The 19,717-nt window shown below is 63.1% G+C and carries 18 protein-coding genes; 9 read left to right on the top strand and 9 right to left on the bottom strand.

All coding sequences use genetic code 11. The features are described from left to right. Positions 1-2 precede the first annotated feature (2 nt). From KY494_RS05085 to KY494_RS05070, 4 genes are all read left to right on the top strand, one after another. Positions 3-1,241 (top strand): DEAD/DEAH box helicase, encoded by a 1,239-nt coding sequence (locus tag KY494_RS05085; protein WP_219890154.1) that lies wholly within the window; start codon positions 3-5, stop codon positions 1,239-1,241. A gap of 52 nt (positions 1,242-1,293) precedes the next feature. Next, entirely contained in the window at positions 1,294-1,911 is a 618-nt protein-coding gene (locus tag KY494_RS05080) for an LON peptidase substrate-binding domain-containing protein (protein ID WP_219890153.1), read from the top strand. A gap of 142 nt (positions 1,912-2,053) precedes the next feature. After that, positions 2,054-2,797 carry a DNA-binding protein gene (locus tag KY494_RS05075; protein WP_219890152.1) on the top strand — a complete coding sequence of 248 codons (744 nt, stop codon included), beginning with the start codon at positions 2,054-2,056 and terminating at the stop codon, positions 2,795-2,797. Between the two features lie 218 nt (positions 2,798-3,015). Beyond that, positions 3,016-3,963 carry a cupin-like domain-containing protein gene (locus tag KY494_RS05070; protein WP_219890151.1) on the top strand — a complete coding sequence of 316 codons (948 nt, stop codon included), beginning with the start codon at positions 3,016-3,018 and terminating at the stop codon, positions 3,961-3,963. A 148-nt stretch (positions 3,964-4,111) separates the two neighbouring features. Here KY494_RS05070 and KY494_RS05065 read toward each other — a convergent pair whose 3' ends face one another. Further along, the gene (locus KY494_RS05065; RefSeq protein ID WP_219890150.1) at positions 4,112-5,023 is read right to left on the bottom strand and encodes a DMT family transporter; all 912 of its coding nucleotides are present in this window, start codon (positions 5,021-5,023) and stop codon (positions 4,112-4,114) included. Positions 5,024-5,074: 51 nt separating this feature from the next. On the opposite strand from KY494_RS05065, the gene KY494_RS05060 reads away from it, so the two are divergent. Together KY494_RS05060 and KY494_RS05055 are read left to right on the top strand one after the other, a co-directional pair. Further along, positions 5,075-5,632 (top strand): helix-turn-helix domain-containing protein, encoded by a 558-nt coding sequence (locus tag KY494_RS05060; protein ID WP_180287765.1) that lies wholly within the window; start codon positions 5,075-5,077, stop codon positions 5,630-5,632. Between the two features lie 15 nt (positions 5,633-5,647). After that, positions 5,648-6,559, top strand: a complete 912-nt coding sequence (locus KY494_RS05055) for an ADP-ribosylglycohydrolase family protein (protein WP_219890149.1) — start codon at positions 5,648-5,650, stop codon at positions 6,557-6,559. On the opposite strand, the gene KY494_RS05050 is transcribed toward KY494_RS05055, so the two are convergent. The 4 genes from KY494_RS05050 to trpS form a co-directional block, all read right to left on the bottom strand. Then, a complete protein-coding gene (locus KY494_RS05050) occupies positions 6,556-6,765 on the bottom strand; it encodes a hypothetical protein (RefSeq protein WP_219890148.1) in 210 nt (69 codons plus the stop codon). The genes KY494_RS05055 and KY494_RS05050 overlap by 4 nt on opposite strands. Further along, complete coding sequence (locus KY494_RS05045; protein ID WP_219890147.1) at positions 6,762-8,015, bottom strand: voltage-gated chloride channel family protein; 1,254 nt, start codon at positions 8,013-8,015, stop codon at positions 6,762-6,764. The genes KY494_RS05050 and KY494_RS05045 overlap by 4 nt, the downstream gene beginning before the upstream one ends. Positions 8,016-8,051: 36 nt before the next feature. After that, on the bottom strand, positions 8,052-9,641 hold the full coding sequence (locus KY494_RS05040) for a pyridoxal-dependent decarboxylase (RefSeq protein WP_219890146.1): 1,590 nt from the start codon (positions 9,639-9,641) through the stop codon (positions 8,052-8,054). Positions 9,642-9,805: 164 nt separating this feature from the next. After that, positions 9,806-10,882: a tryptophan--tRNA ligase gene (trpS, locus tag KY494_RS05035; RefSeq protein ID WP_257572199.1), complete on the bottom strand. Its 1,077-nt coding sequence runs from the start codon at positions 10,880-10,882 to the stop codon at positions 9,806-9,808. 316 nt (positions 10,883-11,198) lie between these two features. Here trpS and KY494_RS05030 point away from each other — a divergent pair, with 316 nt between their 5' ends. Beyond that, on the top strand, positions 11,199-13,142 hold the full coding sequence (locus KY494_RS05030; RefSeq protein ID WP_219890145.1) for a CocE/NonD family hydrolase: 1,944 nt from the start codon (positions 11,199-11,201) through the stop codon (positions 13,140-13,142). Here KY494_RS05030 and KY494_RS05025 read toward each other — a convergent pair. The 4 genes from KY494_RS05025 to KY494_RS05010 form a co-directional block, all read right to left on the bottom strand. Next, positions 13,139-13,996, bottom strand: coding sequence for a DMT family transporter (locus tag KY494_RS05025; protein ID WP_219890144.1), 858 nt, complete (start codon positions 13,994-13,996; stop codon positions 13,139-13,141). The two genes, KY494_RS05030 and KY494_RS05025, sit on opposite strands and share 4 nt — an antisense overlap. Before the next feature lie 10 nt (positions 13,997-14,006). Further along, entirely contained in the window at positions 14,007-14,828 is an 822-nt protein-coding gene (locus KY494_RS05020; protein ID WP_219890143.1) for an ABC transporter substrate-binding protein, read from the bottom strand. Positions 14,829-14,928: 100 nt separating this feature from the next. Beyond that, on the bottom strand, positions 14,929-16,209 hold the full coding sequence (locus KY494_RS05015; protein ID WP_219890142.1) for a TCR/Tet family MFS transporter: 1,281 nt from the start codon (positions 16,207-16,209) through the stop codon (positions 14,929-14,931). A gap of 119 nt (positions 16,210-16,328) precedes the next feature. Further along, a complete protein-coding gene (locus KY494_RS05010; protein ID WP_219890141.1) occupies positions 16,329-16,979 on the bottom strand; it encodes an HD domain-containing protein in 651 nt (216 codons plus the stop codon). Positions 16,980-17,312: 333 nt separating this feature from the next. Between KY494_RS05010 and KY494_RS05005 the strand changes: the two genes are divergently transcribed. Together KY494_RS05005 and KY494_RS05000 are read left to right on the top strand one after the other, a co-directional pair. Continuing rightward, positions 17,313-17,804 (top strand): chemotaxis protein CheW, encoded by a 492-nt coding sequence (locus tag KY494_RS05005; protein WP_035818113.1) that lies wholly within the window; start codon positions 17,313-17,315, stop codon positions 17,802-17,804. 216 nt (positions 17,805-18,020) lie between these two features. Next, a complete protein-coding gene (locus KY494_RS05000; RefSeq protein WP_219890140.1) occupies positions 18,021-19,649 on the top strand; it encodes a methyl-accepting chemotaxis protein in 1,629 nt (542 codons plus the stop codon). The last annotated feature ends 68 nt before the right edge of the window (positions 19,650-19,717 follow it).

Raw genomic sequence — 19,717 nt, 5'->3', positions numbered from 1 at the left:
CCATGACGTTTTCCTCCCTCGGCCTGATCGATCCCCTGGTCCGCAAACTCGATGAGCTCGGCTATGCCAAGCCCACGCCCGTGCAGGCGCAAGCGATTCCTGCCGTGCTGGCCGGCCGTGACCTGATGGCCGCCGCCCAGACAGGCACGGGCAAGACGGCCGGCTTTGCCGTGCCGCTACTGCAGCGACTGGCCCTGGAAGGCGTGGTGGCGCCCCAGTGCGTGCGCGTGCTGGTGCTGGTGCCCACGCGCGAACTGGCCGAGCAAGTCTATGCCAGTTTCCGCAGCTATGGCGGCAACCTGCCGCTGCGCAGCTTTGTCGCCTACGGCGGCGTGCCCATCGAGCCGCAGATCAGCAAGCTGCGCAAGGGCCTCGACGTGCTGGTGGCCACGCCGGGCCGTTTGCTGGACTTGCAGACGCAGGGCGCCGTCAAGTTCGAGCAAGTGCAAACCCTGGTGCTGGACGAGGCGGACCGCATGCTGGACTTGGGCTTCGAGCGCGAGCTTGATATATTGCTGATGACGATGCCCAAGCAGCGCCAGACCCTGCTGTTCTCGGCCACGTTCTCGGACGCCATCCGCGCCATGGCGAAAACCATGCTGAAGGATCCCGTCTCGGTGGAAGTGAGCGCGCGCAACAGCACGGTCAAGGCCGTGAAACAGTCGGTCATCGTGTGCGACAAGAAACGCAAGCCGGAACTGTTCTTGCACTTGCTGAAGAAAAAGCGCTGGGGCCAGGTATTGGTCTTCGTCAAGACGCGCAAGGGCGTCGAGCTGCTGGTGAATACCTTGCTGGAGCAGGGCGTGCGCGCCGACTCGATCCACGGCGACAAGACGCAGCCGAACCGCCTGCGCGCGCTGGCCCGTTTCAAGTCGGCGGAAGTGCAGGTGCTGGTCGCTACCGACGTGGCGGCCCGTGGCCTGGACATCGAGCAATTGCCCGTCGTCGTCAATTTCGACTTGCCGACGGTCGCTGAAGACTATATCCACCGCATCGGCCGCACGGGCCGTGCGGGCGCTTCGGGCGAAGCGATCTCCCTCGTCTGCGCCGACGAGGTGGAATTGCTGTCGGCCGTGGAAGCGCTGACGCGGCAAACCCTGAAACGCAACGAGGAACCCGGTTTCGAGGCCGAGCACCGCGTGCCGGGCACGTCCGCCGGCGGCACCATCCAGAAGAAGGCCGTCAAGGTGCTGGCGCCCAAAGCCGCGGAGCGGGCGAAAAAGCGCCGCTTCTACAAATAATCGGGGAGGCAAGCGCGCAGCATGGATATGCCATTCGTGCCATCATGCGCCTATGACCTCGATACCTTTGTTCCCGCTCAATACGGTGCTGTATCCCGATGGCTATCTGCCCCTGCAGATCTTCGAGGTACGCTACCTGGACATGATACGTCAGTGCATCATGGGCGAGCAGCCGTTCGGCGTGGTGCAGCTGCTGGACGGCGCGGAAGTACGCAAGCCGGGCCAGCACGAAACCCTGGCGCCCGTGGGCACCCTGGCGCGTGTCATCGACTGGGCCGCGCCCCTGTCGGGCTTGCTGCAAATCAAATGCATGGGCCTGCAGCGCTTTCACATTCTTTCCAGCGAGCAGCTGAAGCACGGCTTGTGGATGGCGCAGGTCGAAACCTTGCCGCCCGATAAGACCATTCCCATTCCCCAGGAGCAGCAGAACGTGGCCGACGCGCTCGGCGCCCTGATCCGCACCTTGCAGGAGCAAAAGATCCCGCCCGAGCAAATGCCCTTGCAGCCGCCTTTCCGCCTCGACGAGTGCGGCTGGGTGGCGAACCGCTGGTGCGAACTGCTGTCTCTGAGCGCCATGCAAAAGCAATTGCTGCTGAGCCAGGATAATCCCGTGCTGCGGCTGGAACTGGTGCAAGATATGCTCACTGAAAATGGTCTGCTCGAAGAGTAAATCAGCTGAAGCCGCATGTTTTCTCACGCTTGCGTTGTGCAATTGCAATCTCTATTGAGAAATACTTTACGCTTTGCCGCCGCTGACATAAGATAGTGCCCCTGGGCAAGATTGCCTTGGGCAACATTCAAGAGCAGACGACATGGCAAAAGTAAGCGCGGAACAGATCAATGCGGCAATGGAAGCGATGGCGGGCGAAGGCCAGGCCATCACGGTGCGCGCCTTGCGCGAACGGCTGGGCAACGGCGCCTGTCTGGGCACCATCAGCAAGCTCTTGCTGCGCCGCAAGGCGGGTGCGCAACGCCAGATCGCTGCCGCCGCCGAACTGTCGCCCGTGCTGCAGCAAGCCATCCTCGATTATGTAGGACAGGAATTAAGCGCCAGCCACAGCGCGCATGAAGCCGAGATGAACGACAATCAACAGGAATTGATGGACCTGGCCAGCGAGAACGAGCGCCAGCAAGAGTTGCTCGAACTGCAGGCGGGCGAACTGGAAACCTTGCGCGAGGAACTCGAACGAGAGCGGCAAGTGGCGAACCAGGCTAGAACAGACCTGGCCAAGGCGCAGCTGCGCCTGGAAGGCTTGCCGCGCCTGGAAGAGGCGGCCGAGCAGGCGCGCATGGACCTGGCCAAGGCGCAATTCAAGCTCGAAGGCATCCCCCGCCTGGAAGAGGCTGCCGAAGCGGCGCGCGCGGAACTGATCCAGGCCCAGCTGAAGCTGGAAAGCCTGACCCGCGTGGAAACGGAACTGGCGGCCGCGCGCCTGGAACTGGAAGCGGAACGCGAAGAGCTGGGCGAAACGCGCGCCGAGCTCGATGAAGAGCGCACCTTGCGCATCAAGGCGCAGCAGTTTATCGTCGACCCCATCTTCAAAACGCCTGTGTAGGAACACCTGACCAAACCTGCTGCGCGTCGCGCTTTGCGGCCTGCGATGCTCACCGTACTGAAGTACGGTTGCGCTTCTTAGCCACAAATCACTGCCGCTCGCGACGGTTTTGTCAGGTGTCGATGCGTGGGGGGGGAATAGGTCATGCGGGCCTTGCTGGCTTAAAATGGCGCACTGTCGCGCCATGCCATGTGACGCCTTGATCGCAAAGAAGGTTTATGTTCGTAGAAAAAGAAGTGCCGCTCGAGCTTGCGGCCACCCCCATCTCGCCGCGCGCCTTGCCGCCCAGGCCGCCAGCAGAATTCAGTTCGCCCGAAGCGGCGCTTGCGCGCAAGCAGGCGCGCGAAGACAAGGATGCGCAGGTGCGCGGCGTCATTTCCATCGACGCCATGCGCGTCGCCATCAAGCGAGCGGCGCGTGATTTGCCCAGCATCACCGAAGTGCCGCGCCTGGCCATGCTGGACGCCGCCGCTTTCCGCGCGCGCGCCGCGCTGGGCTTGCCCTTCCTGATGCGCGGGCTGGTGCAGCGCTGGCCCTTGTCCAGGCTGGCGCCCGACGTCTTGCGCGAGCAGTTCAGCCACGTGCCCGTGCGCGCGCGGGTGGGCGACTACATCAACACGGCGTTTGCGGCCGACCGCGCCATGCAGGACATGTCGATGGGGCAATATCTGGACCTGGTGGCAGAGGGCAAGTACGCGCTGCCGCCTTACCTGGGCAACCTGGAATTGCGCGAGCTGAACCGTTTGACCCACTGGCCCACGTATTTCGACAAGATGGGTCCGCCGCGCTTCTGGGTGGGGCCAGCCGGCACGGTGACGCCCCTGCATTGCGATTACGACGACAATATCTTCGCGCAAGTGTGGGGGAGCAAGCGCATCATGTTATCGCCGCCGCACCACGATGTCTTCCTGTACCCCAGCGAAGCGAACGCCATCCTGTTCGGCTCGCCGTTCGACCCGGAAGCGCCCGATTTCGAGCGTTTTCCCCTGGCGCGCCAGGCGACCATGATCGAATGCCTCGTCGAGCCGGGCGACATGCTGTACGTGCCCGCCGGCTGGTACCACCAGGTGCGCGCGCTGACGTTTTCGCTATCGTCGAACCGCTGGGCCAGGGCCGTGCCGCTGGCGCTGCATGGCGATACGGCGCTGTGGCGGGCCGAGGCTTAGAACGCCTATCAAAACCTACTGCGCGTCGTAATTTGCGGTCTGCGATGCTCACTGACTCGGCGTCCCCGTACCTTCGTACAGTTGCGCTTCTCAAGCCAACGGGGGCGCCGAGCCTTCCTTCCGCTCGCTACGGTTTTGTTAGGCGTTGTTAATCCGATAGCGCGATGGCCTTGCCATCGGCACGCAGGCGCTTCGGCCGCCACTCGCTGAGGATGCCCGCGCAAATGATCAATATGCCTCCCACGATGGCCAGCGCGGGCAGGCGTTCGCCGGCGATGCGCCCGATCACGCCCGCCCAGACCGGCTCGCCCGCGTAGATCAAGGTGGCCTTGGTGGCGGAAATGCGCTTTTGCGCCCAGTTCATCACATACTGGATCAGCGCGCTGGCGCAGCCCAATGCCAGCACGCTGAGGATGAAGGTCTGGCTCAGGGCTGGCGGCGCTTCACCCATGACGGGCATCAGCAGCAGGGCGATCAGGGATGCGGTCGCCAGTTGCACGATGGTCACGCGCAAGATGTTCAATTGCGGCGAGACGCGGCTGATCAAAATAATTTCCAGCGCGATCGCGATGGCGCCCACGGCCGTCATCAGCTCGCCTTTGCCCAGACCCATGCTCAAGCCATCCATGTCTGTGAGCAACAGCAAGCCCACGAAAGCCAGCACCACGGCGGCCCAGACGGCGGCGCGGGGCCGCTGCTTGAAGGCCAGCCATTGCACCAGCGGCACGATGGGCACATAGACGGCCGTGATGAAGGCCGATTTACTGCTCGTGATATGCATCAGGCCATAGGTTTGCAGCGCGTAGCCGCCAAAGATGCTCACGCCGATGGCCATTCCCGTGAGCAATTCGGCCTTCGTCAACTGGCGTAGCTGGCCCCGGCAAACGAGGGCGCCGATGCTGGCGGCCACGGCAAAGCGGGCAGCGACAAAGGCCAGCGGCCCGCTGACCGTCACGGCATGTTGCACGACAAGAAAAGTGCCGCCCCAGATGAAGGTAATGGCGATCAAGGCCAGCTCGGGCAGGCCGAGAGCGGGCGGGGGACTTGCGTGTGTTTTCATGGGAGGCTATGCTATGAGCAAAATATTTCCCATCATCATAGGAGCAATATATTGCGCAGTCAAGCCGAGGCCGGTGGCGTGCTGGCACACCTGGCCACCAATCTGCGGCGCTTGCGTCTGGCCGCCGGCCTCAGCCAGGAAGAGCTGGCGCGCCTGTCGGGACTCAGCCGGCGCATGGTCAATGGCGTCGAGGCGGGCAGCACCAACATCAGCCTGGCCAACCTCGACCACGTGGCCGCCGCGTTGAAAGTAGCCTTTGTCGACCTGGTGCAGCCGCCGCAGCAGCCGCACGACAGCCTGCGCGTGCTGATGTGGCAAAGTGCATCGCAGGCGAGCCAGGCCGTACTGCTGGGCGCGGCCCCTGCCAGCCGCCAGGTGGAACTGTGGTCGTGGACGCTGGCGCCAGGCGAGCGCTATGATGCGCAAGCCGACCCGGCGGGATTCAGCGAAATGCTCTACGTGCTGGAGGGTGAATTACAGCTGGTGCTGGCGGCCGGAACCAGACACCTGGCCACCGGCGATTTTTTCGTCTTCAGCAGCGCGCAAGCGTATGCCTACGTGAATGCGGGTGCATCCACTTTGCGCTTTACGCGCAATGTGGCCAGCTAAGAGTCAATGGAAACCATGAATACGTCAACTTTGCACAACCGTTATCTGGGCGCCATGCTGGCGCTGGCCTGTGGCGATGCCGTCGGCACGAGCGTGGAGTTTTCTCCGCGCGGCAGCTTCGCGCCCGTGACGGGCATGACTGGCGGCGGCCCTTTCGGCCTGCAGCCGGGACAATGGACGGACGATACCTCGATGGCGCTGTGCCTGGCCGAGAGCCTGATACTGAAAGGGGCGTTCGATCCGGCGGACCAGATGGTACGGTATCTGAACTGGTGGCAATGGGGCTACCTGAGTTCCACGGGCACCTGCTTCGATATCGGTGGAACGGTAAGAAGCGCGCTGGCCAGTTTCCAGGAGACGGGCAATCCCTGGAGTGGCTCCACCGCGCCTGACACGGCGGGCAATGGTTCGCTCATGCGTCTGATCCCGGTCGTGCTGTTTGCTTATCCTGATGTCGAAGCGGCCTTAGCCTGTGCTGCCGATAGTTCGCGCACCACCCACGCGGCGCCGGAAGCCGTCGAAAGCTGCCAGTTGTTTGCCGCCTTGCTGTGCGGCGCGCTGGCGGGCACGCCGAAAGAAGAGCTGATCGCGAGTATCGCGTACCGGCCTGCCGAACCGAAGCTGGTGGAGCTGGCCAGCGGCAGTTTCCTTGCCAAAACGGAGCAGCAGATACGCGGCACCGGTTATTGCGTGGAGTCGCTGGAAGCGGCGCTCTGGTGCTTCTTCCATACCGACTCACTGGAAGAGGCCGTGTTACGCGCCGTCAATCTGGGCGAAGATGCCGATACGACCGGCGCCATCGTCGGCCAGCTTGCCGGTGCGTATTATGGCGCGCAGGCGATTCCGCCGGCGTGGCTCAACACCCTGGCCATGCGCGGCGATATAGAAGAGCTGGCGGGCAAATTGTTCGAGCGCCCTCGTGGCTAGCGCAGGCTGCATCCGGCCAGCAGCATCGGCCGTTCGCGCTCTTCCGCCAGGGGGTGGCTGCTGCGCCATGAAGATCGGATACTCGATGGAAAACACCCGCTTGCCGCCCGGTTGTAAACTCTGGCGGATGGTGGCAAGGCCAGTTGTTCCAGATCAAGCCGGGCGTGGCTGACAGAAACGGCGTCGTCGTAGATGTTCTGTGTCATGTGTCGAGATCCTTGGCAGGATGGCGTTTGGCATGCCCGCTGCGCTGCGCCCGGTAAATGCCAGCGTGGCCGGAAAACAGATAGGCCACGACGCAGGCGATGGCCGCGTACACGCCGATCTCGGCGCCAAACAGTTCCATCGCCATCAGGGTCGAGGCGATCGGCGTATTGGCCGCGCCCGCGAACACGGCGACGAAGCCGATGGCGGCCAGCAAGGCGACGGGCTGGTGCAGCAGCGGCCCCAGCGCATTGCCCAGGGTCGCGCCGATGAAGAACAATGGCGTGACTTCACCGCCCTTGAAGCCCGTGCCTAGCGAGACGATGGTAAACGCCATCTTGCCGAGGAAATCCCAGGCGGGCAGCGGTTCCTTCAGCGCATCGACGATGGTGGGGATGCCCAGGCCGATGTAGCGATCCGTGCCCAGCAGCCACACGGCCAGCGCGACGACGAGGCCGCCTATCAGCGGGCGCAGCGGGGCATAGCTGATCCAGCGTTTCATCAAGGCACTTAAGCCGTGTGTGGTTTGCGCAAATATTTTACCGGTCACGCCGAACAGCACGCCCGCGATCACCATGGCGCACAAGGTCCAGGCGGAAAGGGCGGGGATCAGCGGCACGGCGTAATGCGTGTGGCTAATGTGCAAAACCGGCCCCCATAGCAGGACCACCTGGTCGGCGATGACGGCGGCAGCCAGGCAGGGCAGCATGGCTTCATAGCGCAGGCGGCCGATGGCCAGCACTTCCAGGCCGAAGAGGGCGCCTGCCAGCGGCGTGCCGAAGACGGAGGCAAAGCCGGCACTGATGCCGGCCATCAGGATGATGCGGCGGTCTTCGTTGTTCAGGCGAAACATGCGCGTCAGCTGGTCGGCCAGCGCGCCACCCATCTGCACGGCCGTGCCTTCGCGCCCGACCGAGGCGCCGAACAAATGCGAGAGGACGGTGCCGCCCAGCACCAGCGGCGCCATGCGCAAGGGGATGATTTTTTTCGGGTCGTGGATTTCATCGATGAGCAGGTTCGCGCCACCCTCGACACTGCTGCCGTAGCGCAAGTACAGCCAGCCGACGGCAAAGCCCGCCACGGGCAGCAGCCAGATCAGCCAGGCGTGCGCCAGGCGCGTGCGCGTGGCCCAGTCGAGGGCGAACAGGAAACCGGCCGAGGCCGACCCCGCCAGCACGGCCACGACAAAGGCGAGCAGCAGCCATTTCAACAGATGCTGCAACAGATCAGTGAGGGCGCTCAGGCGGTGCATCGGGCATCCAGTCAGGGCTGATGGGTGGGTGTTTCCTTACAGGCCCAGCTCGGCCACCAGCGCCTGGCCGATGGCGCGCTGCTCGGCCAGGATGGCGCGCAGGTGGTGGGGGCGCGTCTTGACATTCGTCATGACCACGCGCAGCACATTGGTCGGGCCGGGATAGCGCGTCGATTCCAGTACGGTGCGTGACACAAAGCTGTGGCCTTGCGCCTTTTGCCGGTTTTGCAGCTTGGCGGTCAAGGTGTTCAGCTGCTGGTTCAGTTCCGTCGCCGCTTCGATCTGGCCGCCGCTCAGCAAGGCGTCCATGCGCTGGCGCAAGTGCGCGGGCACGTAGCGGTAAGTCAGAATGAAGGTGTCGGAGCGCGTGACGAGTTCGAAATCTTGCTGGTCTGCCAATAAATCCTGCAACTGGCCGGACAGGGTGGCCGCCTGCTGCAGCAGGGTCGTGTAGCCGGACACGCCCAGCACCTTGAACGAGGTCCACAGTTTCAAGGCGTCGAAGCGGCGCGAGCCTTCCAGCGAGGTCTGGCCCAGGTCGCCCGAGTTGTCGCGCAGGATGTAGTTGGCGTTGTGTTTCAACAGGTTCAGGCTGGCGCTGTCCTTGAACAGCACCATGCTTTGCGCCATCGGCACCCACAGCAGCTTGTGCCCGTCGATGACGACGGAGTCGGCCAAAGCAATTCCGTCGTACAGCGGGCGGTACTGTTCCGCGATCAGCAGGGCGCCACCCCAGGCCGCGTCCACATGGAACCAGATGCTTTCCCGCGCGGCAATGGCCGCCATGGCCGCCAGCGGGTCGATGGCGCCCGTTTCCGTCGTTCCGGCGATGCCGATCATGGCGACGACCTTGATATTGCGCAATTTTAGGTCGGCAATGGTGGCTTCCAGCGCGGCGACGTCGATGCGGTTGTCTCGGTCGACGGCCACCAGGTGCAGGGCGTTTTCACCGAGGCCCAGGGTCGCCAGCGCCTTTTTCACGGAATAATGGCTGCGGGCCGAACCGATCACGGCCAGCCCCGCGTAGCCTGATTCCTGCATGGCGGCAAACAAACCGCGCTTGCGCATGCCGGGCAATTGTTTTTCCAGCGCCACGGCCAGCGCCGTCAGGTTGCCCATGGTGCCGCCATTGACGACATTGCCCAGCGCGCCGCTGGTGGCGGCCATCGCCTGCGTGTAGACATGTTCAGGCTGCTGGTACACCTGGCGGTGCAGCCAGCCGAGGATCTGCTTTTCGATCAGGGTCGACACATACGCCGTCTCGATTTTGACCTGGTTCTGGTTCAGGGTGGCCGTGAACGCTTCGGCCAGCACGCTGATCCAGGGCAGGGCCTGCGTCATGTGGCCGATGTATTGCGGGTGGTTCAGCTGGGCCGTATTGGCCAGCACGGTGGTGTCGAGTTCTTGCAGGAAATCGGCCACGGGCATGCCGTGCGCGGGCAGGCAAGTGTCGGACAGTTGCGTCAGCAGTTCCGCATATGGCGTGTGCGGATACGGTTCGGCGCGCTCGGCGGCCAGCCAGCCGCCCAGCATGCGCAGGGCCTGATGCAGGGGCGCGGGCGAGCGTTGCAGCGCATCGATGGAAAAATGCTGTTGCAGCAGCTGTTCGATAGCGGAGTCGGTCATTGGCTATGTTTCAATATATGGTGACCCTAAGACAAGTGCCGGGGTCGGACCCTCAGGGTCCGACCCCAGACTCTGCTGTTGGGTTAGGCAAAAAAATGGCCCGGCGGAGACGGGATTCTACCCGACTCCGGCAGGGCGCATCAGTTTGCTATTTCTGCCCGTGATCAGAAGTAGTTCAGGCCCAGCGCCGACTTGACTTCATCGGCCGTGCGGGCCGCCACTTCGCGTGCCTTGAAGGTGCCTTCCTTGAGCATCTGGATGACTTGGCCCTTGTCCTTGGCGAACTCTTCGCGGCGGGCGCGGATCGGCGCCAGCATTTCCTGCAAGACCAGGTCCAGGCGCTTCTTGACGATGCTGTCGCCCAGGCCGCCGCGCACGTAATGGGCTTTCATCTCGGCCAGCGCCGCTTTTTCCGGGTCGAACGCGTCCAGGTAGGTAAATGCGATGTTGCCTTCCAGGTGGCCCGGGTCTTCCACGCGCAGGTGCAGCGGGTCGGTATAGACTTTCTTCACGGCGGCCGTGATTTCGGCCGGGGTGGCGCCCAGGTTGATGGTGTTGCCCAGCGACTTGCTCATCTTCGCCTTGCCGTCGATGCCGGGCAGGCGACCGATATCGGGCACCAGCGCCTTGCATTCCATCAGCACTTCGCGGTTGTACATGCGGTTGAAGCGGCGCACGATTTCATTCGTTTGCTCGATCATCGGGATCTGGTCTTCGCCCACGGGCACCACGCCCGCCTTGAAGGCCGTGATGTCGGCCGCCTGGCTGGCAGGGTAGGTCAAAAAGCCGGCCGGGATGTCGCGCTCGAAGCCGCGCAAACGGATTTCTTCCTTGACGGTGGGGTTACGCTCAAGGCGCGCCACGGTGACGATGTTCAGGTAGTAAAAGGTCAGCTCGGCCAGTTCCGGAATCTGCGACTGGATGAACACCGTGGTCTTGGTCGGGTCGATGCCGACGGCCAGATAATCGAGCGCCACTTCGACGACGTTGCGGTGCACCTTGTCGATGTCATCCATATTGTCCGTCAGCGCCTGCGCGTCGGCCAGCATGATGAATTGCTTGTAATTATTCTGATAGGAAACGCGGTCGCGCAGGCTGCCCACGTAGTGGCCCAGATGCAAGGGGCCGGTCGGGCGGTCGCCCGTCAGGATCACGGATTGCGAAGCGATGGCGGCGGCGGACAGCGGTGCTGCCGGGGCGTTGTCGGTGTCGGGGGTATCGGGGGTGTTAGGCAAGCTCATCAAGTTTCCTTTTGAGCCGCCTGCATCGGGGATGATCCAGGCTGAGCCTGTTACGCCACCGATCGAGGCGGCGTGGATCAAATTCACATCACTATAGAGTGGCCGCGCGAAAGTGAGCGGGACCACCAATTCAAGCAGGCGTGTTGTGACGGGATAAATTTCATGGCGGTATGGTTGCAGTTCGTGCGCGTTCTGTCAAGTTGCGTGCCGATATATCTGCTGCGCTGCGTCAGAGACGAGCCTACTGCGGAACTTGCTTTCCGGGTACTATTGCCATTCGGCCACTTTCACGTGGCATGAATCATTGGAGAACAGTATGCGCGTGTCGTCCCCCGTCCGGCTCACCGGCCTGGCTTTTGTTATCAGTTCCTTGTTTGCCGTACCGGCGCTGGCGCAAACGCCGCCGATGACGCCCGATATCGGCGCCAGGCTGGTGCTGCCCGATATGAATGATTACGTCAAGCGCGTGGTGATGATCCCCATGCGCGACGGCGTCAAGCTGTACACAGTGATCGTCGTGCCGAAAGACGCCAAACGGGCGCCGATCATGCTCACGCGCACGCCATACAATGCGGCCCGCCGCGCCCAGCGCGCCACCAGCGCCAGCATGCTGGCCACCTTGCCGCAGGGCGACGATACCCTGGTGGAAAACGGCTACATCCGGGTGTTCCAGGACGTGCGCGGCAAGCATGGCTCGGAAGGCGATTACGTGATGACGCGCCCCGTGCGTGGCCCGCTCAACCATACCAAAGTCGATAACGTCACCGATGCGTGGGACACCATCGACTGGCTGTCGAAGAATATTCCAGAAAGCAATGGCAAGGTGGGCATGCTCGGTTCCTCGTACGAAGGGCATACGGTGCTGATGGCCCTGGTCGACCCGCATCCGGCCCTGAAGGTGGCCATACCCATGAGCGCCATGGTCGATGGATGGCGCGGCGACGACTGGTTCCATAACGGCGCCTTCCGCATGCCCAGCTTGTCTTACCTGGCGTGGCAGACGAGCGTGCGCGGCAGCGGCGAGGCGCCCGTGCTGGGCGTCTACGACGACTACGACGCGTATCTGCGCATCGGCTCGGCCGGTGATTTCGCGAAGAAATTCGGCATCGACAAACTGACCTACACGAAAAAGCTGTTCGAACACCCGGCCTACGACAGTTACTGGCAGGAACAGGCGCTCGATAAAATCCTCGCCAAGCGCCCGCTGATCGTGCCCACCATGCATGTAGTGGGGCAGTGGGACCAGGAAGACATCTATGGCCCCTACGCCAGCTACACGGCGATGGAGGGGCGCGACAAGGGCAACAACCTCAATTACCTGGCCATCGGCCCGTGGCGTCACAGTGGCGTCAACTATGACGGTTCCAGCCTGGGCGCCCTGAAGTTTGACGGCGATACGGCGCGCCAGTTCCGCGAAAAAGTCATGCAGCCATTCCTCAATCAATACCTGAAGGATGGTGCGCCGGAGGCGAACACGGCGCCCGTGGTGTCGTACCAGACGGGCACCAACCAGTGGCAGCGCTTGTGGCAGTGGCCGCTGGCCTGCGAGACCTGCGACACGAAATTGACGCCGATCTACTTGCAGGATGGCTACAAGCTGGGCTTTGCGGCGCCAGCGGGCGCCGCGGATGCGGCGCAAGGCGCCTTCGACGAATACGTGGCCGATCCCGCCAAGCCCGTGCCTTTCGTGCCCCGTCCCGTGCGCCTGAACGATGGCGACGTATGGAAGCCATGGCTGGTCAGCGACCAGCGCGGCTATGCGGACCGCACGGACGTGCTCAGCTATGTTTCCGAACCGTTGAAAACGGCCGTGCGCATCGCCGGCGCGCCGATGGTGAACCTGTTCGCTGCCACCAGCGGCACGGATGCCGATTGGGTGGTGAAACTGATCGACGTGTATCCGGACGAAGTGCCATCGCAGCCGGCCATGGGCGGCTATCAATTGGGCGTGGCGATGGATATCTTCCGCGGCCGTTACCGCGACAGCCTCGAACATCCGACGGCCATTCCTGCGGGCAAAGTGGAGCGCTACCGCTTCGCCTTGCCAAACGCGAATCACGTTTTCCTGCCCGGCCACCGCATCGCCGTGCAAGTGCAGTCGAGCTGGTTCCCCCTGTACGACCGCAACCCGCAAACCTTCGTGCCGAACATCTTCCTGGCCCAGCCAGGCGATTATAAAAAGGCGACGCAGCGCGTGTACCACGCTGCAGGGGCGGGCAGCGCGATCGAGTTGCCGATTGCACCGCTCGACGCCCGCTAGCCGGCGCGCATCAGCACAGCCCCCGCCGCGATCAGGGCGATGGCCAGGTAGCGGCGGGGGCTGATTTTTTCGCGCAGGAACAGCGCCGCAATGGCGATGGCGAACAGGATCGATGTTTCGCGCAGGGCCGCGATGGCGGCCACGGGCGCCTGCGTCATGGCCCACAGGGCCAGGCCGTACGAAGCGAGCGTGCCGAAGCCGCCCAGCGCGGCCAGGCGCCATTGCGTTCGCGCATACGCCAGCAGGCCGGCGCGGCGGCGCAGCACCGTCCACAGTAGCAGTCCCGCGCCGTTCAAGACAAAAATCCACATCGTGTAGGCGGCCGGCGCGCCGGACAGGCGCACGCCGATGCCGTCGATCAAGGTATAGCTGGCGATGACGCAGGCGTTGCCCAGCGCAAAGGCGGTGGCGCGTCCCGTGTTTTTTGCGGCTGTGGCCGTGGCCGGCCGGCGCGCCGCAAAATACAGGGCAAGGATGCCCGCGCAGATGCAGGCGACGGCGCCCATCTGCATGGCAGACAGGCGTTCGCCGATCAGCGGCCAGCTGGCCAGCGCCACGAGCAATGGCGCGCTGCCGCGCATCAAGGGGTAGGCATGGCTCATGTCGCCCGCCTTGTAGGCAGCCGCCAGTAGCGAGTAGTAAGCGAGCTGCGCCACGGCCGAGGCGGCCAGCCAGGGCCAGCTGGCAGGAGCGGGAGCATGAACAAACGGCAAGACGGCCAGCGAAATCAGGGCCGCGCCGACGGACACCAGCACGGTCGTGAGGAAAGTATCCTTGCCCGACTTGACGATGGCGTTCCAGCTGGCGTGCAGCAGGGCGGCAAACAGGACGACGGCGACGACCAGACCGGACATGCGAATATCCTTAGCGCGGACGTATGCTGAGCGACAACAGTTCCTGACGGTGATGACGCTGAAAGGCGTCCATCACGGTGCCCGAGCGGCCCGCCTTGTCCAGCAATTCGCGCAGGGTGGCCTGGTCTTCCGCCGTCAGGGACTTGCGCGACAAATAGACGCCGCTCATGCCCCACGGCAATTCCGGCAGCGCTTCCAGGCGCAAACGGTCGGCCAGGCCGTACACGCGCGCATCGTTTTGCGCCACGCCGGCGAGGATGGTGGGCGCCATGATGGTGGCGTCGATGAAGCCGCTTTGCATCAGGCGCGCCACGGACAGCGCATCGACTTCGTAGAACAGGCGTCCCTGGCTGCTCAGCTCCTTCGCCAGCGCCTGGTACGGCGCGCCATAGTCGTAGCCGCGCACCAGCGCCACGCGCAATTCGCGCCGCTCGATGAGTTCCTGCATGGTGTTGATGGGCGTGCGCGCGCCTTGCAGCGAGATCAGCAGGGGGCGGCTGCCCAGCATGGGGATGAACAGGCCATGCTGGTCACGCCGCGGCGTGCTGCTGGCGGGAATCAGCAAGTCGGCCTTGCCCGCCTCGAACATCGCTTCCAGGCGCGCGCGGGGCACGGCCGTGAAGATGAAATTGCAGCCCAGCTTGGCGCCCATGCTGCGCAGCAAGTCGGGATAGATGCCGCCGATGCTGGCGCCATTGACGACCACGCTGGCGCCGATGGCCGAGACGGGTACCTGGATGTCGCGCGAGCATTGTGCGCCTGCCAGCGACGGCAGCGCCAGCGCCAGCAGGGCTACGGTTCGGCGCCAGGCGCTGGAATAAAAGTCAGTCATACCCATCCTTGCTTGCCATCGAATCGCGGGCGTCGGCAACGTCCGCTTGATTATCCCATTCTCGCCTATCTATTTCTCAAATGCAATATTATCCCGGCGACTACTTTGTGGTGGAAACCGCAAGTCTCGCCTGGCGTTGTGCCTTGAAGTAGCGCCAGGCCACCAGGATGCCCAGGGTTTGCATGATGGCGCACAGATAGAAGGTGCTGCCGATGCGCCAGTCTTGCGGCGGCAAGTGGCTCACTTCACCGAGGATCATGCTGCCGAGCAAAGGCATGATGATGATGCCCAGGCTGCTGATCGACTGCAGGGAGCCCATCAGTTCTCCCTGTTCGCTGGCGGCGGACGCCTTCGAGATGATGCCTTGCAGGGCCGGGCCGGCGGCAAAGGCCAGCAGGTTGCACAAAATCAAGGCATACATCATCCAGCCTTGCGTGGCCAGGCCGTACAGCAGGTAGGTGAGGGCGCCCGAGGCCATGCCCAGCAGGGACAAACGCACTTCGCCGTAGCGCTTGATGAGTATGCCCAGCAAGCCCGCCTGCACCACGGCCGCGCACAGGCCCACGCAGAACAGGGCGATGCCGTTCTGGCGCGGCGTCCAGTCGAAGCGGAAGTGCGTGTACAGCACCCAGGTGGTGTTGAGCATCATTTGCGCAAACGTCATCAGGCCGAAGGCCAGCACCAGGCCGCGGATCTCCACGCGGCGCACCAGTTTCAGCAGGGCGGCAAACGGATTGATGCGCGCCCAGGTAAATGGCGCGCGTGGCCCCGGCCGCAGCGATTCGGGCACGCAGAAATAGCCGTAGATGAAATTGGCCGCCGACAGGCCCGCCGCCACGTAGAACGGCAGGTGCAGATTGATCTCGCCCAGCAGGCCGCCCAGCATGGGGCCGCAAATGAAGCCCAGGCCAAAGGCGGCGCCGATCTTGCCGAAGCTCTTGGCGCGGTTGTCGGGTGTGGAAATGTCGGACGCGTAGGCGGACGCGACCGACATGCTGGCCGACGAGACGCCGCCGATGATGCGGCCGATGAACAGACAGGCCAGGTTGGGCGCCCAGCCCGTGGCGAGAAAGTTGATACCCATGCCGGCCATCGAATACAGCAGCACGGGACGGCGTCCCACGCGGTCGCTGATGGCGCCCAGCATGGGCATGAAGATGAACTGCAGCAAGCCGAAGACGGCCGCCATGATGCCGTACCAGAACGCCTGCGCTTCCTTGCCGTTGACAAAGTCGCCGATCAGGATGGGCAGCACGGGCACCACCAGACCGATGCCCAGCATGTCGATGAAGACGCAGACGAGGATGAAATTGAGGTTGCCGGCGCTCTTCAGGGCGGGCGATGACGGGGAATGGCTGTCGGGGCTGGTTTTATCGGACATGCATGCTTTCGGCGCGTTGGTAAAGCGCCGGCGCGTGACAGGATGCTGCTGGCGCGCGGCGCGATAGCTAAGGCTTGCATTATAGACAGCATGGGCCATGCTGGCTATCGCCACCAAGCTTATGCGCTCATTCCCCATTCGTCGGCAAAGGCGGCGCGAAAATCCGTCAGCACGGCCAGTCGCTGTTCGGCCAGGGCGCGGCCCGCCGCCGTCTGCATCTTGCCGGGCAGCTTGTCGAGCTTGGTGACGATATGGTCGAGCGCGTACGCCTTGTCGTCGAGTTCGCGATGCTGGGCCAGCGGGTCCGCGCCATGCGCCAGCGCGCTATCCATGCGCGCCGCCGTATAGAACAGGCGCGCCAGTCCCACGGCGCCCAGCGCGTCGATGCGGTCGGCATCCTGCACGATTTGCGCTTCGATCGTGTGCGGCGGCAGATTGGCGGAAAAACTGTGCGTCTCGATGGCGTGGGCCACGCCAGCCAGTTTTTCTGCCGGGAAATCCAGCTCCGCCAGCCGGCGGCAAGCCAGCGCGGCTGCCTGGCGCGAAGCCAGGTGGCGCTCGGGATGGTTTTTCGGCAGGTTGACCAGGTCGTGCAGATAGCAAGCGGCCATCACCGTGAGGGCGTCGGCCTGCGCGTGCTCTTGCAGCAGGACGGCGGCGTTGCGCCAGACGCGCTGCAGGTGGTTGATGTCGTGGGCGCTGTCGTCGCCCAGGCCGGCCGTGGCCAGTGCCAGCAGGCGTGGTTGCCATTGAGAAAGCAAAGAATGCATGGTTCAAGGTCGTAAAAAGCAGGGGCCGCCAGTGTGGCATAAAACGCCGCCGCGTGCGGCGGGCAGCCAGGTACGCCGGCGTACTGTATTTGCCACAGTAATTGCGTTTTGGAAAATATTCAAACCACCGAGTGCTCTTTTTTAGTGCATGTAAAATTTACATGGGGTAACATTGCCGCACGGAAATTAGAGATATAAGCTAATTGCGAGAAAGTATTTGCAAAAAAACATACAAGTGGCAGCCATTCCCTCAGGGATGGATGTTGTCACGTCCAAGGCTTGCGCGCAGCGTGCCTTGGCCTGCGCCCCAGGCGAGTTAACGAAAGGATTATCATGAACACCATTTCCAGCGACACTGGCGCAACCGTTGCCAAGGCTGCCGAATACCTGGCCTTTACCCTGGGCCAGGAAGAGTATGGCATCGACATCCAGAAAGTCAGCGAAATCCGCAGCTATGAAACGCCGACCCGCATCGCCAACGCGCCCGAGTTCGTCAAGGGCGTGGTCAACTTGCGCGGCATCATCGTGCCGATCGTCGACATGCGCATCAAGTTCAACCTGGGCACGCCCAGCTATGACCAGTTCACCGTCGTCATCATCCTCAATATCGGCAATCGCGTGGTCGGCATGGTCGTCGACCGCGTCTCCGACGTCACGACCCTGATGCCGGAACAGATCAAGCCGGCGCCGGACATGGGCCGCTCGATCAACACGGAATATGTGATCGGCCTGGGCACCATCGACGAGCGCATGCTGATCCTGGTCGATATCGACCAGCTGATGTCCAGCGCCGACATGGGCTTGATCGAGAAACTGGCGGCGTGATGCCGCAGTGAAGAGAATTCCCCTGCATATTGTCAAAAACTATTGACATTTAGTATTGCATATCGTTTCCGCAGGGAGCACGCTAGCGCACTTTCCTGGCGCACGGTTCAACCGAACCGTGCGCCAGTTTACTTGGCAGGACAGATTTGGCGGCGTCCGCCATGCTGTTCCAGGCGCTGGCTGCAGGGCCTCTCTTCAGGATATTAGGATAGTCACATGAATTTGTTAAGAAACGTCAGCATCGGGGTCCGTCTGGGACTGGGCTTTGCCGTCATTTTGCTGTTTTCCATGGTCATCACCGGCATCAGCGTCTGGCGTCTGGATGACGTGGCCAGTGCCACGCGCACCATGATGGAAGAGCCGCTGGCCAAGGAACGCTATATTTCCGACTGGTATACGCGCATCGACAGCGCCGTGCGGCGCACGATCGCCATCGCCCGCAGCAGCGACACCTCGCTGAGCGGCTATTTCGCCGAAGAGTCGAAAGTATCGAGCGCCAGCTCGGCTGACCTGCAAAAGAAGATCGCGGCGCTGCTCAAGGACCCGAAAGAACAGGCCATGTTCGCCAGCTTGCTGGAATTGCGCGAAGTGTATGTCGGCTCGCGCGACCAGGTCTACAAGCTCAAGGGCGAGTCCCAGTCCGAGGCCGCCAACGACGTGTTTGAAAAAACCTTCGTGCCCGCCGCAGCCAAGTACCAGAAGATGGTTTACGGCTTGCTGGAGCACCAGCGCGCCACCATCGACGCCACCGCGCGCCAGATTGATGACATCGCCAGCACCAGCCGCAACTTGCTGTTATTGCTGTCGACGCTGGCGCTGGCTTTCGGCGTCGTCTGCGCCTGGCTGTTGACGATGGGCATCGTGCGTCCGCTGCGCACGGCCGTGGACATCGCCCGCAAGGTGGCCGATGGCGACTTGACGGCGCAGATCGACGCCAGCGCCAAGGATGAAACGGGGCAACTGTTGCAGGCGCTGAAAGACATGAACACCAGCCTGCTCAACATCGTGGGCGAAGTGCGCAGCGGCACGGACAGCATCGCGACGTCCTCGACGCAGATTGCCGCCGGCAACCAGGACCTGTCTTCCCGCACGGAAGAGCAAGCCGGTTCGCTGGAAGAAACGGCGTCTTCGATGGAAGAGCTGACCAGCACCGTGAAACAGAATGCGGACAATGCGCGCCAGGCGAATCAATTGGCGGCCTCGGCGGCGCAAGTGGCCGTCAAGGGCGGTGAAGTGGTGGCGCAAGTGGTGGGCACCATGCAATCGATCAATGCCTCGTCGAACAAGATCGTCGACATCATTTCCGTCATCGATGGCATCGCCTTCCAGACGAACATCCTGGCCCTGAATGCGGCCGTGGAAGCGGCGCGCGCGGGCGAGCAGGGCCGCGGCTTTGCCGTCGTGGCCTCGGAAGTGCGCAACCTGGCGCAGCGTTCGGCTTCGGCGGCGAAAGAGATCAAGACCCTGATCGGCGCCTCGGTGGAGCAAGTCAACGCGGGCAGCATGCTGGTGGCGCAAGCCGGTTCGACCATGAACGACATCGTCGACAGCGTGCAGCGCGTGAGCGACATCATCACGGAAATCACGGCGGCCAGCAGCGAGCAAAGCGTGGGCATCGACGAGATCAACCGTGCCATCGGTCAGATGGATGCCGTGACGCAACAAAATGCGGCGCTGGTGGAAGAGTCGGCGGCCGCCGCTGAATCCATGCAGCATCAGGCGCACAACCTGGCGCAAGTCGTCAGCGTGTTCAAGCTCAATGGCCAGCAGGCCAAGGAGAGTGGCGCGAGCACGCTGAAGCGCCCGGCAGCGCCGCAAACCGCCTTGCGCCTCGGCGCACGCTGAATGCCGCTGCGGCTGCCCCATGCAGCCGCAGCCTTCAGCTCCTTTTATATAGTCTGGTTCCGATTTTT

Source organism: Janthinobacterium sp. PAMC25594 (genome assembly GCF_019443505.1).
In the GTDB taxonomy this organism is placed as follows: domain Bacteria; phylum Pseudomonadota; class Gammaproteobacteria; order Burkholderiales; family Burkholderiaceae_D; genus Janthinobacterium.
This window is presented reverse-complemented; position numbering and strand designations above follow the sequence as displayed.

What these genes read in the sequence shown, in the direction of transcription:
- KY494_RS05085 (WP_219890154.1), top strand. Translation starts at nt 3, where the DNA reads ATGACGTTTTCCTCCCTCGGCCTGATCGATCCCCTGGTCCGCAAACTC.
- KY494_RS05080 (WP_219890153.1), top strand. Translation starts at nt 1,294, where the DNA reads ATGACCTCGATACCTTTGTTCCCGCTCAATACGGTGCTGTATCCCGAT.
- KY494_RS05075 (WP_219890152.1), top strand. Translation starts at nt 2,054, where the DNA reads ATGGCAAAAGTAAGCGCGGAACAGATCAATGCGGCAATGGAAGCGATG.
- KY494_RS05070 (WP_219890151.1), top strand. Translation starts at nt 3,016, where the DNA reads ATGTTCGTAGAAAAAGAAGTGCCGCTCGAGCTTGCGGCCACCCCCATC.
- KY494_RS05065 (WP_219890150.1), bottom strand. Translation starts at nt 5,023, where the DNA reads ATGAAAACACACGCAAGTCCCCCGCCCGCTCTCGGCCTGCCCGAGCTG.
- KY494_RS05055 (WP_219890149.1), top strand. Translation starts at nt 5,648, where the DNA reads ATGAATACGTCAACTTTGCACAACCGTTATCTGGGCGCCATGCTGGCG.
- KY494_RS05050 (WP_219890148.1), bottom strand. Translation starts at nt 6,765, where the DNA reads ATGACACAGAACATCTACGACGACGCCGTTTCTGTCAGCCACGCCCGG.
- KY494_RS05045 (WP_219890147.1), bottom strand. Translation starts at nt 8,015, where the DNA reads ATGCACCGCCTGAGCGCCCTCACTGATCTGTTGCAGCATCTGTTGAAA.
- KY494_RS05040 (WP_219890146.1), bottom strand. Translation starts at nt 9,641, where the DNA reads ATGACCGACTCCGCTATCGAACAGCTGCTGCAACAGCATTTTTCCATC.
- trpS (WP_257572199.1), bottom strand. Translation starts at nt 10,882, where the DNA reads ATGAGCTTGCCTAACACCCCCGATACCCCCGACACCGACAACGCCCCG.
- KY494_RS05030 (WP_219890145.1), top strand. Translation starts at nt 11,199, where the DNA reads ATGCGCGTGTCGTCCCCCGTCCGGCTCACCGGCCTGGCTTTTGTTATC.
- KY494_RS05025 (WP_219890144.1), bottom strand. Translation starts at nt 13,996, where the DNA reads ATGTCCGGTCTGGTCGTCGCCGTCGTCCTGTTTGCCGCCCTGCTGCAC.
- KY494_RS05020 (WP_219890143.1), bottom strand. Translation starts at nt 14,828, where the DNA reads ATGACTGACTTTTATTCCAGCGCCTGGCGCCGAACCGTAGCCCTGCTG.
- KY494_RS05015 (WP_219890142.1), bottom strand. Translation starts at nt 16,209, where the DNA reads ATGTCCGATAAAACCAGCCCCGACAGCCATTCCCCGTCATCGCCCGCC.
- KY494_RS05010 (WP_219890141.1), bottom strand. Translation starts at nt 16,979, where the DNA reads ATGCATTCTTTGCTTTCTCAATGGCAACCACGCCTGCTGGCACTGGCC.
- KY494_RS05005 (WP_035818113.1), top strand. Translation starts at nt 17,313, where the DNA reads ATGAACACCATTTCCAGCGACACTGGCGCAACCGTTGCCAAGGCTGCC.
- KY494_RS05000 (WP_219890140.1), top strand. Translation starts at nt 18,021, where the DNA reads ATGAATTTGTTAAGAAACGTCAGCATCGGGGTCCGTCTGGGACTGGGC.